The 15,028-nt window shown below is 43.1% G+C and carries 11 protein-coding genes; 7 read left to right on the forward strand and 4 right to left on the reverse strand.

Annotated features, from left to right (window positions below):
- Window positions 1–3 precede the first annotated feature (3 nt).
- Entirely contained in the window at window positions 4–540 is a 537-nt protein-coding gene (atpH, locus tag DTQ70_RS03385) for an ATP synthase F1 subunit delta (protein WP_122929504.1), read from the forward strand.
- Between the two features lie 66 nt (window positions 541–606).
- Here the strand turns inward: atpH and DTQ70_RS03390 are convergent, their stop codons facing one another.
- Window positions 607–846: a 4a-hydroxytetrahydrobiopterin dehydratase gene (locus DTQ70_RS03390; protein WP_122929505.1), complete on the reverse strand. Its 240-nt coding sequence runs from the start codon at window positions 844–846 to the stop codon at window positions 607–609.
- Between the two features lie 502 nt (window positions 847–1,348).
- Window positions 1,349–1,918: a MarC family protein gene (locus tag DTQ70_RS03395; protein WP_122929506.1), complete on the reverse strand. Its 570-nt coding sequence runs from the start codon at window positions 1,916–1,918 to the stop codon at window positions 1,349–1,351.
- A gap of 316 nt (window positions 1,919–2,234) precedes the next feature.
- On the opposite strand from DTQ70_RS03395, the gene DTQ70_RS03400 reads away from it, so the two are divergent.
- The 3 genes from DTQ70_RS03400 (at window position 2,235) to DTQ70_RS03410 (ending at window position 6,236) form a co-directional block, all read left to right on the forward strand.
- Window positions 2,235–2,603 carry a PadR family transcriptional regulator gene (locus DTQ70_RS03400; RefSeq protein WP_122934254.1) on the forward strand — a complete coding sequence of 123 codons (369 nt, stop codon included), beginning with the start codon at window positions 2,235–2,237 and terminating at the stop codon, window positions 2,601–2,603.
- A 7-nt stretch (window positions 2,604–2,610) separates the two neighbouring features.
- Window positions 2,611–5,142, forward strand: coding sequence for a GIN domain-containing protein (locus tag DTQ70_RS03405; RefSeq protein WP_122929507.1), 2,532 nt, complete (start codon window positions 2,611–2,613; stop codon window positions 5,140–5,142).
- Between the two features lie 275 nt (window positions 5,143–5,417).
- A complete protein-coding gene (locus DTQ70_RS03410) occupies window positions 5,418–6,236 on the forward strand; it encodes a hypothetical protein (protein ID WP_122929508.1) in 819 nt (272 codons plus the stop codon).
- Between the two features lie 65 nt (window positions 6,237–6,301).
- Here DTQ70_RS03410 and DTQ70_RS03415 read toward each other — a convergent pair whose 3' ends face one another.
- Window positions 6,302–7,015 (reverse strand): YebC/PmpR family DNA-binding transcriptional regulator, encoded by a 714-nt coding sequence (locus DTQ70_RS03415; RefSeq protein WP_122929509.1) that lies wholly within the window; start codon window positions 7,013–7,015, stop codon window positions 6,302–6,304.
- A 54-nt stretch (window positions 7,016–7,069) separates the two neighbouring features.
- Window positions 7,070–8,305 (reverse strand): diaminopimelate decarboxylase, encoded by a 1,236-nt coding sequence (gene lysA, locus DTQ70_RS03420; protein WP_122934255.1) that lies wholly within the window; start codon window positions 8,303–8,305, stop codon window positions 7,070–7,072.
- A 136-nt stretch (window positions 8,306–8,441) separates the two neighbouring features.
- Here lysA and DTQ70_RS03425 point away from each other — a divergent pair, with 136 nt between their 5' ends.
- The 3 genes from DTQ70_RS03425 to DTQ70_RS03435 all read left to right on the forward strand — a co-directional run bounded on the left by DTQ70_RS03425 (window position 8,442) and on the right by DTQ70_RS03435 (window position 15,022).
- Entirely contained in the window at window positions 8,442–9,755 is a 1,314-nt protein-coding gene (locus DTQ70_RS03425) for an alkaline phosphatase (protein ID WP_122929510.1), read from the forward strand.
- A gap of 56 nt (window positions 9,756–9,811) precedes the next feature.
- Entirely contained in the window at window positions 9,812–10,588 is a 777-nt protein-coding gene (locus DTQ70_RS03430) for an amidohydrolase (protein ID WP_122929511.1), read from the forward strand.
- A 228-nt stretch (window positions 10,589–10,816) separates the two neighbouring features.
- Window positions 10,817–15,022 (forward strand): T9SS type A sorting domain-containing protein, encoded by a 4,206-nt coding sequence (locus tag DTQ70_RS03435; RefSeq protein ID WP_164489840.1) that lies wholly within the window; start codon window positions 10,817–10,819, stop codon window positions 15,020–15,022.
- The last annotated feature ends 6 nt before the right edge of the window (window positions 15,023–15,028 follow it).

Genomic DNA, 15,028 nt, shown 5'->3' on the forward strand with positions numbered 1-15,028 from the left:
CAAATGTCTGAATCTACCGTAGCTTTACGATACGCTAAGTCGCTGATTGACTTAGCAGAAGAAAAAAATGTAGTGGAAACTGTTTACAAAGACATGGTTCTTTTTAAGACAGTTTCCGACGATAATCGTGGGCTGATGTTGGCTTTGAAAAGCCCCGTCGTTCGCCATGATAAAAAACTCGCTATACTTAAAGGAGTGTTTCAAGATAAAGTAGATCCTGTTTCTTTTGGTATCTTCAATATCATCACTCACAAAAACCGTGAAGGTATCATGCACAGCATTGCCGACGCATTCATCAAATTGTACGATGAGCGTAAAGGCATTGTGAAAGCCTACATCACTTCTTCTACTGCATTGACGGATGCGTTGCGTAAGCAGTTCATTACCATTGTGGCAGAAGCTACTGGTAAAACAGTAGAGCTGGAGGAGAAAGTGGATGATAAGTTAATCGGAGGGTATATCCTTCGTGTGGGCGATCGCCAGGTAGATGCCTCGATTCGTAAACAACTGAATGACTTGAAATTAAAGTTACTCAATTAAGGTATTTTTTTATCTGCTTAGAGTGACAGAAGCCCTCTCTGCTTTGCGGAGAGGGCTTTTTTTGTGCTACATCTCGTCAAAAATAGCTTCAATGGCTTCGGCGAGTGCTTCATCTTTTTCAGTAACTACATTACCTGCGTCGTGGGTAGTGAGCTCAATTGTTACTTTGTTCCAAACATTGGACCACCATGGGTGATGGTTCATGGCTTCGGCTACTTCGGCTACCTTGGTCATAAAAGCAAAGGCTTCTTTGAAGTCTTCAAATTCGTATTCACGAACTAGCTTGTTGTTTTGTTCTATCCACATATCATTTATTTTGTTAAGAAACTGTATCATTAACGGGGTTATGAGCATTTGAGTGCCTCTGGTTTCTCAAAACCAGAGGATGTTGCGCGCTTCACGGGGTTGTGAGCAACCCTTTTTGAGGTTTTGAGAAACCTCAAGCACTCGTGAAGCACTATTGTGTGCCTCCCTGTGTGCCTCTGGTTTCTCAAAACCAGAGGATGTTGCGCGTTTCACTGGGTTGTGAGCAACCCTTTTTTGAGGTTTTGAGAAACCTCAAGCACTTTTGTGAGCCTCCCTGTGTGCCTCTGGTTTCTCAAAACCAGAGGATGTTGCGTGATTCACTGGGTTGTGAGCAACCCTTTTTTGAGGTTTTGAGAAACCTCAAGCACTTTTGTGAGCCTCCCTGTGTGCCTCTGGTTTCTCAAAACCAGAGGATGTTGCGTGATTCACAGGGTTGTGAGCAACCCTTTTTGAGGTTTTTAGAAACCTCAAGCACTTGTGAGAAACCTCAAGCATGTCAGCACTATAGTGTACTTCTAAATAATTTGATGGAAATGGCGATGAGAATTAACCCAAATATCTTGCGCAATACGTCAGTGCCCGCTACACCTAGTTGGCGCTCAATCCATGCCGATGAACGAAGTACGAGGTAAATAAAAACAAGGTTAATGAGGATGCCAACAATGATATTTATCTCTTGGTAAGCGGCTTTGAGGGAAAGAATGGTGGTCATGGTACCTGCCCCTGCAATCATGGGAAAAGCAATAGGAACGATAGAGGTGGCATTGGTATGAACGGCGTCGTGTTTGAAGATGTTTCGCCCAAGAATCATTTCAAGACCAATCAAGAATAAAATCAGGGCACCTGCAACGGCAAAGGAGGCAACATCGACCCCAAAAAGCTTCAAAATTTCTTTCCCAACGTACAGAAAAGCAATCATCAAGCCGCCCGAAACCAAGGTAGCTCGGCGGGCATTGATGCTGCCTGCCTTTTTTCGGAGGTCGATGATAATGGGAATTGCCCCCAAAATGTCAATGACAGAGAACAGAATCAGCGTGACTGAAACGACCTCTTTGATGTTGAAGGAATACATGGAAATGGTTTTTGTGATGATGAGAAACAAAGATAGTACATTATTTTGCCGTTTATCCTTGAATTTTACCGTTTCAGTGAGTTTTGAAAATATTTTAGCCAAGTACCTTGCATCACAAAGTACCTTATATTAGCTTTGTACCATGGATTACCAATTAACAGCCAATTGAAAACAAAAAAGGAAGTGCTGAGTGATAAGTGATAAACGATGAGTGATAAGCTGAGGCAAACTACTCATCACTTATCACTCTTAACTTATCATTCTAAAAAATTCAGCCATGACGTTTAATCAAAAAATTCCAAAACATGACAGTAGCATGAATATTGAGAACGCTCAAGTGCAAATGCGAAAAGGGATTCTAGAATTTTGCATTATGCACATCATTTCTCGCGGTGAGGTGTATGCCTCAGATATGCTTGATGAACTCACCTCCGCCAAAATTATGGTCGTTGAGGGAACGCTTTACCCGTTATTGACTCGCCTCAAAAATTCGGGTTTGCTCGACTACAAATGGGTAGAGTCGCAGTCGGGGCCGCCACGTAAATACTACGTACTGACCGAAATGGGGAAAAAGTTTTTGGACGAAATGCAGCAAACGTGGAGCGAGCTTTCAGACTCGGTCAATACGATTGTGCAGAAAACGCAGCATTTGGAGAACGAAAACAAAGAGTCATCTACTAACTAGATTTGCCATGAAAAAGACTATCAGCATCAACATCGCCGGTCTGATTTTTTATATTGAAGAGGACGGATACGATAAATTAAAAAATTACCTAAACTCCATTCAGAAGTATTTTTCGTCGTATGAAGACAGTAAAGAAATCATTTCTGACATCGAAGGCCGCATCGCCGAAAAGTTTTTAACCAAACAAAAATCAGCCGAACAGCAGGTAATTGCCCTCGACGACGTGGAGCAGCTTATCAAAAGCATGGGTACAGTTGCCGATTTTGAGGCCATCGAAGAGGAGGAAGATTTGGCAGAGCCAAAAGAAACGATGGACGCCTCGAACGAGCCTAAGCGTGAAAAAGTAACTGTTGAAACACCAGCAACTCCGTTTGCTCCTAGAAAACTTGTAAGAGATACCAAACGTAAATTGATTGGTGGAGTTTGTGCAGGTATTGCCCATTATTTCAACACCGATCCACTTTTGATTCGTTTAATCTTTTTGTTCTTCTTCTTAGGGCTTCCCGCTGGAGGTGGCATGATTGGAGACGGAGCAGAAGAGATATTTGGCCCTATCAGCGGATTTATTTTTGTTCTTTATATCGCGTGTTGGGTGGCTTTCCCAGGATCAACAACGCTGGAGGAAGACGTAAATTTGAAGAAATTTTACCGCGATCCCGATAAAAAAGTAGTAGGAGGGGTAGCCTCTGGGGTAGCTGCCTACTTCGGGGTGGACTTAGGTGTGGTTCGGTTTGCGTGGGTGTTGAGTATTTTATTGTTTGGCTCGGGGTTATTGTTGTACATCGTTTTGTGGCTCATTACCCCGAGGGCCAATACTTTGACCGAAAAAATGGAAATGACGGGTCAGCCTATTACCCTCGAAAACATTGAAACAAACGTCAAAAAAGCCCTTCAGCCTGAACAACAAAAAGAAGAAAGCATTTTGACAAAACTGTTGCTTTTGCCTTTCCGTGCCATTGCGGCCATTTTTAGTGGATTGACGCCTTTGATGCGATTTTTGGTAGTGGTAATGCGCATTTTTGCAGGTTTAATTTTAGTAATGGTAGGGGCAACTGCGCTGATTGGTCTCATCACTGCGTTGTTTGCAGTACTGGGCTTAGGAACGTGGGATTTTGGGTCGATTGATAGCGATTTTATGCCGCTCAACTTCTTTTTTGGTGAAGTGACACCCGTTGCCTACGTGTTCTTGTTCATGGCGATTGGCGCACCTTTTGCAATTATTGCGTGGCTGGGGGTATCGTTGTTGACGAAAGAAAACAAATTTACAGCCTCTATTTGGCAAACATTGCTTGGCCTGTTTTTGGTTGGAATCATCGGAAGCACCGTCTATGGTGTACGGTACGGTTCAAACTTCCGTCGGAATGGTAGCGTAGAAAAAGTACAAACCTACAAACTGCCTGCAAACCCTATTTTGCTGGAGTTGAATGACAACGGCGACAGCGATAATTACAACAATACCCACCTAGATTTGGATGGCTACGATGGAACAGATGCGAAGTTAGAGCTTGAATTTCGTTCGCAAGGACGTTCGCGTCAAGATGCGGAGTTTAATGCCTCCAATATCCTTTACAACGTAAAACAAAGCGACTCTTCGATTGTATTCGATGAAGACTTTATGTTGTCAGACAAAGCCCCGCGCTTTAGAGGACAGAATGTGAGAATGCAATTCTATTTGCCTTACAATAAGGCGTTTAAGATGACCCGCGATTTCTATAATCACTTTTGGGGAGTTCGTCAGCGCAGCCAATACGAATACGATTTGGAGGTAAATAATGAAATATTCAAAACGTTGAAGTGGACTATTAAATCAGACTCTGGCTTGGTTTGTCTTGATCGCCCCATTTTAAAGGAAGAACACGATGGAAGTTACGGCGACAATGATAGCCACATTGATGAAATCAGTGGAGGAATCGAATCAGGTTTGAACGATGCGTTTGATAAATCGTTTGAGGCTAGGGGGGAAATGGTAAAACAATTTGACCTCAGTGGTTTTGACAAAGTGAGAGTAGGTGGGGCATTTGTGGTTAAGATAGAACAAGGAACCGAGTTTAAAGTAACCGCCGATGGCCGTGAGGAAGATTTGGATGAGGTTGAAGCCAAAGTAAATGACGGGGTTTTGAAAATCGAAAATCGTAAAAAAGCCAAACTGTTTGGAAATAATAAGCGGGTGGGTATTACCATCACGATGCCTAAACTTGAATCGGTCGATTTGTCTGGGGCAACGTTGACCAAAATAACAGGATTTACCAATAGTAATGATTTGAAAGTAGAGATTTCGGGAGCGTCAAAAACCTTGATTAATGTCAATGTAAAAGAACTGAAGCTAGATGTTTCGGGGGCATCCAAGGTAGAACTCCACGGCAGGGCCAATACCCTTGAAGCTGATTTATCGGGTGCTTGTATGCTTGATACTGAACAAATGCAGATTCAAAATGCCAACGTGGAAGCTTCGGGCGTTAGTAAAGCAAACTTAGGTTCGATTCCCAACCTTCAGTCGTCGGCGTCGGGAGCAAGTCGGATTCGTCGCCAAGGAGAATAAAATATCATTTGTGTAGTGTGGGAGGGATGGCCGTTGGTCATCCCTCTTTTCGTTTGTTCAAAGGGGCAGACCATTTTGCTAAAATAAATCTAGGAAATATTATTTTAGGCATTTTTTTTGTGGAGCGAGGTGAACTTCATTAGAAACATCCTGCTTGATTGGTTTTTGAGGGTATTTTACCTAAAAAGCCCCAATACGTAATAAAGGTAAGACTTGGCATTTTTTTTGATGGAGATTTAAGATAGTTTTGACTTGGTCATAACCAACCTATAGATATGTTAGATAAATCAAGATATTACTGGGCGGTTCTAGTGATTTTGCTAGGAGGCGTCGCACTGATTGACGCGTGCCGTCCAAGAGGGGGAGAAGATGTAGAACCCATTGACTCTACGGCCTTGTCTTCGTGTATTTTACTCAACGAAAAAGTGAATGGAATTTTACTGCGTACGTACGAATTTGACTCAACCCGTCGCTTAGAGCGAATGGTTGAATATGCGGGTATCGAACCAAACAACAGAATTATCAAAAGATATACTTTTGAATACACTTCTAAAACCCGACTCATTCGTATTCGTGAGACAAATTTGGCTGTCAAAGACAATAGCTTTATTTATGAATTGGACTACGACCGCGATTCAAAATTGAAAACGATTCGACCGTTTAGGGTCTATAACTCAGGGCCTAAGCTGGAAGATTCGTTGAAAATTACCTACGGAACAAACAACCGAATTTCGGAAATAAAATCAAGAACAGGTCTTACGTCAAAGTGGGAATACGATACGGCGGCAAACGTCAAAAAGTGGTTTATTCGTAAGCCATTGAGCCAAACAGATAGCTTGGTGGCCGAGTACGGTTCTTACGACGACAAAGTAAATATTTATGCGTTTGCGGAAGGGATGCAGGTGGTGAATCTTCTAAATGGGCGTCCACATAGCCGAAGAAACCCGCTGACGTACGTGACGGGGGGACAGAGTGTGGAAGTTTCGTATCAGTACAATACCAAACGGGTGCCGACGCAAGTCGTAATGAAGTTTAAATCAAGCGATAATACACTCCGAGAAACGGTGTTTTCGTACGAGTTGAATTGTAAATAATGGTTGGAGTTCGGAATGAGCGAATGGATAGATTGTTATTCACTCATTCCGAACTCGACAGCATTTTACTTCATATTGGTATAGACGTTCTGAACGTCGTCGTCTTCCTCAATTTTCATAATAAGCTTTTCAACTTCAGCTGCTTGTTCTTCGGTGAGCTCTTTCATCTCCGTCGGAATGCGCGTAAATTCTGCCCCTTTCAGTTCGTAGCCTTTTTCTTCCAAGTATTTTTGAAGGGCACCAAAGGCAGTAAATTCGCCATAGATGTTGATTTCATTGGTTTCTTCGTCGATGAAAAGTTCTTCGGCGCCAAAATCAATCAATTCAAATTCTAATTCTTCCAAGTCAATGCCAGTATTGGCGATTTTGAACACACATTTACGGTCAAACAAGAAATCAAGCATTCCCGAAATCCCCAAAGAGCCGCCAAGTTTGTTGAAATAACTACGTACGTTGGCTACAGTTCGGTTGTTGTTGTCGGTGGTGGCTTCAATCAAAATCGCAATTCCGTGTGGGCCTTTTCCTTCCAAAACTACCTCTTTATAGTCTTCTTGGTCTTTAGAAGTAGCCCGTTTGATTGCTCTTTCTACGTTATCTTTAGGCATATTTGCCGCCTTGGCGTTTTGGATGATTGCCCGCAAACGTGAGTTGTTTTGAGGGTCAGATCCACCTGCTTTTACGGCCATTACAATATCTTTTCCGATGCGGGTAAACGTCTTAGACATCATCCCCCAACGCTTTAGCTTACTAGCTTTACGGTATTCAAACGCGCGTCCCATTGGGTAACTTTATTTTATTGATTAGAATTTAGATTAGCATTATTGGGCAATCTTTTAAAACGCAAGCAACACTTGGTTTCTTAGAATGTCGTCCATCGTTTCGCGTTCACGAATTACATGAGCTTGGCCGTTATAGACGAGTACTTCCGCAGGGCGAAAACGGCTATTGTACTGGCTACTCATGGTAAACCCATACGCACCTGCATTGAGCAGTGCCAGAATATCCCCTTCGCGGACTTCGTTTAGTTCTCGGTCTTTGGCAAAGGTATCTGTTTCACAAATGTATCCTACGACGTCGTACGTGCCTTTGCTTTCCGTTTCAGGGTTTGATACGTTGACAATGTGGTGATAAGCATCGTACATCATTGGACGAATAAGGTGATTTAATCCCGAATTTACCCCTACGAAAGTACGTCCAGGGGCTTGTTTTACCATGTTGGCATGTACCAAAAGCACCCCAGCTTCACTTACCAAAAACTTTCCAGGTTCAAACCAAAGTTGGAGCTCTCTACCCAGTGTTTCGCTCAGTTTTAAGAAGGCTTCGCTCAGTTTTGCGCCTAATTCGGGCATATTAGTCGTGTAATCGCCTTCTTTGTAGGCTACTTTAAAACCACCGCCTAAATCTATGATTTGAAGATTTGGGAAAGAATGAGCAAAGTCAAAAATCACATCGGCAGCTTTCACAAAGGCTTCGGCTTCTTTGATGTCCGAGCCTGTGTGTTGATGAAGACCAATGACGTTGATATTGTATTTTTCGACGATTGCTAAAATTTCATCGCGTTGACGAATATCAATCCCAAACTTAGAGCCTTCGTGGGCGGTCATTATTTTGGCGTTTCCTCCTGCGGCAACGTTGGGTTTGATACGAATCATGCAAGGCACACGATTGCCGTAGCGTTGGCCAAATTTTTCGAGCACATTTAAGTTGTCGAGGTTGATAATAGCGCCTGTTTCGACGGCTGCCTCGATTTCGTCAAACGAAACACCACTGGGTGTAAACGTGACTTGTGTCCCTTCAAAACCTGCATGGAGGGCGAGTTGAAGCTCTTGGGGAGAAACGACGTCGATTTCAACCCCGTTTTGGCGCATAAGTTTCAGAATCGAAACGTTGGTGAGCGCTTTACACGCAAACTTAATTTTAAGCTTGACGTTCGGGAAAGCGCTTTTAAGCTCGTCGATTTTTTCAACGATTTTGTTGGCGTCGTACACATATAGCGGTGTGCCAAATTGCTGTGCAATGTCAAGAACAGCTACGTTTTGAATCTGGTATTGGTGGTTGATAATCTGCATGGACTGAAATTTCGAGCCGCAAAGATAGTGGATGCCAGTTGCTTTGGCAAAAAACAAATCTTTCATAAAATGTTAAACTCCGCAAGCGGCGACCAAGAGGTGTTTGTATTAACTTGCACCAAAAATCTACCTAATCATGATAAAAAAATCTTCATCACTTCTAATCTGTCTTTTTATTGCGCTCCGCTCCTTTGCGCAAGTTCAATCGGGACCCATGGTGGGTTATTCCGAAATGCGTGAAGTTTTGCTTTGGGTTCAGACCAAACAAGCGGCCAAAGTAAAATTTATGTACTGGGAACAAGGAAATTCCACTCAAAAAATGAGTACAGAGGAGGTATTGACCCAAAAAGACAAAGCGTTTGTGGCAAAACTAATCGCCGACCAAGTGCAGCCCAGTAAAAAATACGATTACGAACTGTGGGTTGATGGTAAAAAAATGAGTTTTAGCTATCCACTTTCGTTTCAAAGTCAAACGTTGTGGCAATGGCGTACCGACCCACCAGCTTTTAAATTTGCCTTTGGAAGCTGTGCCTTTGTTAATGACGCACCCTACGACCGCCCTTCTGCTTACGGGGGTGATTATGACATTTATACTGCTATATACCAACAAAAACCTGACTTTATGGTATGGGGTGGCGACAATACTTACCTACGCGAACCCGATTGGAACACCCGTACGGGCGTGTTGTATCGCAATACCCACACGCGTTCGTTGCCTCAGTTGCAGCCTTTGTTAGCCTCTACCCACAACTACGCCATTTGGGATGACCACGATTTTGGGCCAAACGACTCAGACCGTAGTTTTGCTTTAAAAAATATGACTTCAGAGGCGTTTCGTTTGTTTTGGGGTAATCCTAATTACGTATTTGAAGGGGCTTGTACGAGTACTTTTGAGTGGGGGGATGCCCAGTTTTTTATGTTGGATGACCGCTGGTTTCGTTCTCCCAATAACCGAAAAGATGACCGAACGTATTTTGGGGAAGAACAGCTTCGTTGGTTGATGGATGCCTTGGTTGGAAGTAAGGCGACGTTCAAGTTTATTGTTACAGGTGGGCAAATCCTCAACACGGCCGCTTTGTTTGAAAATTATGCAACGTATGGCGAAGAGCGGGCGTTGTTGCTTCAAAAAATAGCTGAGGCGAACATTCCTGGGGTACTATTTCTAACGGGTGACCGCCATCACACGGTGTTGCATCGTCTGAATCGCTTTGGTACATATCCATTGTACGATTTTACAGTATCGCCGCTGACGTCGGGGGCGGGAAAACCAGCTGATGCAGAAAAAACAACCGAAACGTATGTGGCAGGAACGAATGTAGAAAACAAGCGCAATTTTGGTATGTTTGAAATCTCAGGGCCAGAAAAGGACCGTGTACTAAAAGTAACAATTTACGATGCTAAAGGAAGCCAACAGTGGCAGCGCGAAATCAAAGCGAGTGAATTGAAATAACCCAAAAAAGACCTTCCAAGGTTTTAAAAATTGGAAGGTCTAAAAAATACAATAAGATGGATTTAAAAGTAGCGCTGATTCAAACCGATTTATATTGGGAAAACGCAACAGCTAACTTAGCTTCATTGGAAGAAAAAATAGCCAACATCACCGAACAAGTGGATGTCATCGTTTTACCCGAAATGTTTACAACGGGTTTTACGATGAATCCTGCGTCGGTAGCCGAGCTCATGAACCTGACTACCACGAAATGGATGCAGCAAATGGCAGCGCAAACTGGCGCAGTAGTGACGGGAAGTTTTGCTGCTAAGGAAGGAACGAACTTTTTAAATCGCCTGCTTTGGGTGGAACCAAATGGTACATACGACTATTATGACAAACGACATTTGTTCCGAATGGCGCAGGAGCATGAGTCGTACGAGGCTGGTAGCAAGCGTATTATCAAAGAATGGAAGGGCTGGAGAATTTGCCCGCTGATTTGTTATGATTTACGTTTTCCCGTTTGGTCACGTAACGTTTCATTGGAATACGACTTGCTGATGTACGTTGCCAACTGGCCCGCCGTTCGTAGCCACGTTTGGAATACCCTACTTCAAGCCAGAGCCATTGAAAACTTGAGTTATGTTGTTGGGGTCAACCGCGTAGGGAATGACGGGAATGGTATTCCACACACAGGCGACTCCGCAGTGGTTGATTTTAAAGGGGAAGTCTTGGAGCGGACATCGGGGCAGGAAAGCATTATTATTTATTCATTACAGAAAGAATTATTGACTGCTTTTCGAACGCGTTTCCCCGCGCATTTGGATGCCGATGGGTTTATCATTCGTATGTAAACATATACCATACCGCTAAATAAGTTTACATTTTTTAGCATAAGTAAAAGAGAGGCATTGTGTATCTTTGGTATCTAAAGTACACAATGTCTCTCTTTTGTGCTTTTGTAGTGCCACTTACACATTCTATAAATCAATTTATTCAATCTCTTCTCATTACTTTTAACAAGAAAAAGTATGGACAATTTTTCTACTTTCCGAGACGCCTACCGGGGCGCCCTTTTAACAATGACTCCCAAAAAGGAGATGGTTTTGTGCTTGTTGTTTTGTCTTCTCTGTAGTATTGCTTTTGGGCAAACACGAACATGGGACGGGTCGGATAGCGATGATTGGAATACTGCTGCAAACTGGAGTGGGAATACTGTTCCTACTTCTTCAAATAATGTGGTAATTCCTGCTGCTCCGTCAAATCAACCTAAAATTAGTGCTACTGCTAATGCGAGAACTGTCGAGGTACAAAGTGGAGCGACTTTAACGATTGCATCTACTGGAACGCTTACGACGAGTAATTATAGGGTGATTGGGCTTATTTCAGCCTCGGTTCATAATTTGGGGACAATTGATAACTCGGGTGTAATAACAATATCACCTGGTTTGGGAGTTGGACTAGGCTTTAGAAATGTTGGAACTTTTAACAATAAGCCAACAACTGGAGAATTAAAAATTGATAACTCGACGGTGAGTGGATTTACAACCGAGAGTGGGAGTACAGTCAATAATGAAGGGAAAATAGCAATAGGAAGCACTGGAAATATTGGTGCTACGGGGATTTTGATTGGTGGAAGTAATACTTTCAATAACAAATCAATGGGAACGATTACCATCGACCGAGCGCTGACAAATAGTATTAGCAATGGCTCTACGCTGACTAATGAAGGTACTATTAAGATAGGTTCAATTAGTCTTGGCGGATTGGTGTCCATCCTTAACACTGCTACATTTAATAATAAGGGAGTCTTAGAAATAGACCGGGCCACGACCAATAGCATCAGTAATACAACAAATACCTTCACAAACGAAGGCACCATAAAACTAGGTGCAAATAACGGTAGTGGTATAACGGCTTTGTCAAACACCGCTACGTTTAATAATAAACCCAACGCTTCTATTTTGATTGACCGCGCGTCCCTTACAAGTATTTCTAACCTTCCTGGTGGTACTTTTACCAATGAAGGAAGCATTACAATCGGTGGAACAAACAGCGGTTCACCAACAGGTATTGTAAATTCATCTACTTTTAATAATACGGCGGGCGAAATAAAAGTGGATAAAACGACCCTTGTTGGCCTTTCAAACTTATTGGGGACGTTTACAAACGCAGCTAAAATTACGATTGGTAGTGCTGATAATGTCGGTGCTACAGGGTTGGCCAATACTGCTACATTTAACAATAACACAGGTGGTGAAATCAGTATCGATCGTGCAACAGGGAATGCCTTAAACAACCTTGCAGGAACCTTTACGAATAATGCTAAAGTTGTCATTGAGGCGTTGGCTAGTGTAGCAGGAACGGGCGTTAACAATGCTTCTGGAGCTACTTTTGACAACAATGGTTGCGGTGCTTTGTTAAAATTAGTATCTAATAGTGTGATTGCCAACGCAGGAACGTTCTCTAATTCAGGGCAAATAATTGAAAATGCGAGTGGAAATAGTGGCATTAGTTCCAATGCTGGAATTGTTCAAAACTTAAACGGTGGAACTTTCACAATTGGGTCAGGAAATCCTGTTTTTGCTACAGCTGCGACCAATCTCACAACCTGTGTGCCTACCAATGGAATCATCGATATTACGGGCTTGCACGCCTCTACAAGTTATACGGTAACTTCAACTAGCGGCCCAACGGTCAATGTAACAGCATCCAGCGATGCTACGGGCAAGCTGTCCTTGACAGGGTTGGGAGCAGGAACCTATGCCCTTACTTTGAGTGGTAGTTGTGTTCCAGAAAATATAACTTTTTCGGCCACATTGACGGCCCCAGCCAATCCAAGTTTATTTACGGTAGCAGGTAGTGGTAGTTTTTGCCCCAACGGACTAGGTTTAGAAGTGACTTTAAGTGGTTCTGAAACAGGGGTAAATTACAAACTCATGGAAGGTGCAAATTTAATTTCTACGGTGGCAGGGACAGGGAATCCGCTTTCATTTGGAAACATCCTTCAAGCGGGCACTTACACCGTAGAGGCAGTAAACGCAACGACGAACTGTTCTTCGACGATGACTGGCTCGGCCGTTTTAGTGGCGTACCCAATCCCAACGGCGACGATTTCGGGAACAACAACCCTCTGTAAAGATGCAACAGCACCTGTTATTACTTTTACAGGTGCCAATGGTTCAGGGAATTATACGTTTAAATACACAATTAATGGTGGTTTGACCCAAGAAGTAACTACGAGTGGAGGAAATACGGCTACGGTGACTGTGCCAACTACCACGGCAGGCGTTTATACCTATACTTTAGTCAGCGTGAGTGACGCAAACTGCGGACAAAATCAGACAGGAGATGCCATAGTGACCATTAATGGCAAGCCTACCATTAGCCTACTGTTGAATACCCAAACATTTATCGAAGGGTCAACAACTGTTCTTTGTGATGCTGACGCAAATCCAGTCAATAATTTGTTATTCTCGGTGGCTACCTCTTGCGTAACGGGCACACTGATGTGGCGTACTCAAGTAGGAAATGGAGTATGGGGTAATTGGAGTGAAACGCCACCAACTACTCAGCCGTCGGATGCCGTTGCTTATCGTTATCAAGCCTCATGCGACGTAGCTTGTTCATCAACTTTTTCAGGAATAATCAATGTCGCAGTACAGTATCGTGCTGCTGTTCCTCAAAATGTGTCGATGGTGGCGGACGGAACAACCATTGCAGCGGGTGAATCAAAAAATGTTTGCGATATTGAAGGAAATACCCTCACTTTTAACGCAACTTGTGGGGCGGGAGAAATTGTTTTATATTCTGTTGATGGAGGTGATTATTCGTCGGTTGTACCTACGCAAATGGCAGATGGCGCAGTACATAATTACCGCGTTCGTTGTCGTAAATCGGACGGGACAATTTCTTGTATTGAGTCAGAATCAGCGGTGATGAGTTTACGTCTGACGCCAGCTTTGGCGGCTCCTACGGTGAGTATTAGCCCAATGAATGGTTGTGGAACATCAACAGCAATGACGGGAGTTACTTCTTGCGGAGCGCTTCAAACAATATGGTATGATGCTACTACCCAGCAGGCCATTAGCTCATTACCTGCACAGACCCCAACGGCTACTACTTCCTACTTTGCGCGTTGTCTATCAGCAACAGGTTGCCTAAGTATGGCAAGTAATACGGTCACTTTTACTTATTTCTCTACAACCAGCGCTCCAGTAGTAACTGTGAGTTCAGATATAGTATGTGCTGGAACGGAAGTGACGGTTTCTTCTAACTGCCCTGCCCCTTCGGTAGCATTTTGGAATACGGGTGTTCAGGAAAGTAGCTTTAAAGTGGCCTTTAATAACGTGGTTAGTCAGTCATATTGGGTAAAATGTATTTTTCCTAATGGTTGTGAAACGACTGCAAGTGCGCCTAAAGAAGTGCTTTGGAAAGCATTTGATATTACTATTATTAACGTTGGACAAAGTCAGTCAGCAACCAAGGAAGATAACAAATTAGCATGGGCGGGCCAGTTTCTTACACCTGATGCGGGACCATCGCTAGACAAAAGTTTGCAAACGAACCCTACGGTTTACTTTACTGAGCGGGTTAATAAAATGGCTCCCCGTTTTTGGACAATTAATGCGGAAGTATGTGCATTGGGGACAAGTGGGTCGTTGACATTTGATATGTCGGTAACACCAGAAACTGGGTTGCTGCGTTCTTTCAATACCCACGAAAACAATGCGCCTTATTTTATGTATGCCAATCGCGGAGGTTGGACAGAATTATATGCTCAAAATCACCCTGCGTATGGTTTTTATGAAGATAATGGAAGCGGAGGCAACAAATATGATGAAGGGCTTCCAAAAGGTTTGTACAAGCTAAGTGTGCGCTATTGGGATGCAAAAGGGGAGGGGAGTATTTATCCTTCAAGACGCCTAGCTGTAGGAAAAGTATTGGCTTACCAAGAATACTGGTTCAGAGTGGTTTCGGAAGAAGGTCCTGGCAAAGGAGCAGCGCGAGAAGGGGTAATAACATCAGATAATGGTACATTGGCCGAAGTGATGCCTAACCCAGTGAAGAATGTCCTACGTGTACAAATCAATGAAAGCAAAGGCCAAACATTTGATCTTCAGTTTACGGATATTTCGGGTCGTTTAGTACAATCAAAAACGATTGTTGCTGAAACAAACCAACACAAAGAAACCTTGGATGTAACAACACAGGGGGCTGGTATGTATTTCTTAAAAGTAGTAGGAGCTACGAAAAGTCAGACATTGAAAGTCTTGAAGATTGATTAAAAATGA

It is taken from the genome of Runella sp. SP2 (assembly GCF_003711225.1).
GTDB lineage: Bacteria > Bacteroidota > Bacteroidia > Cytophagales > Spirosomataceae > Runella.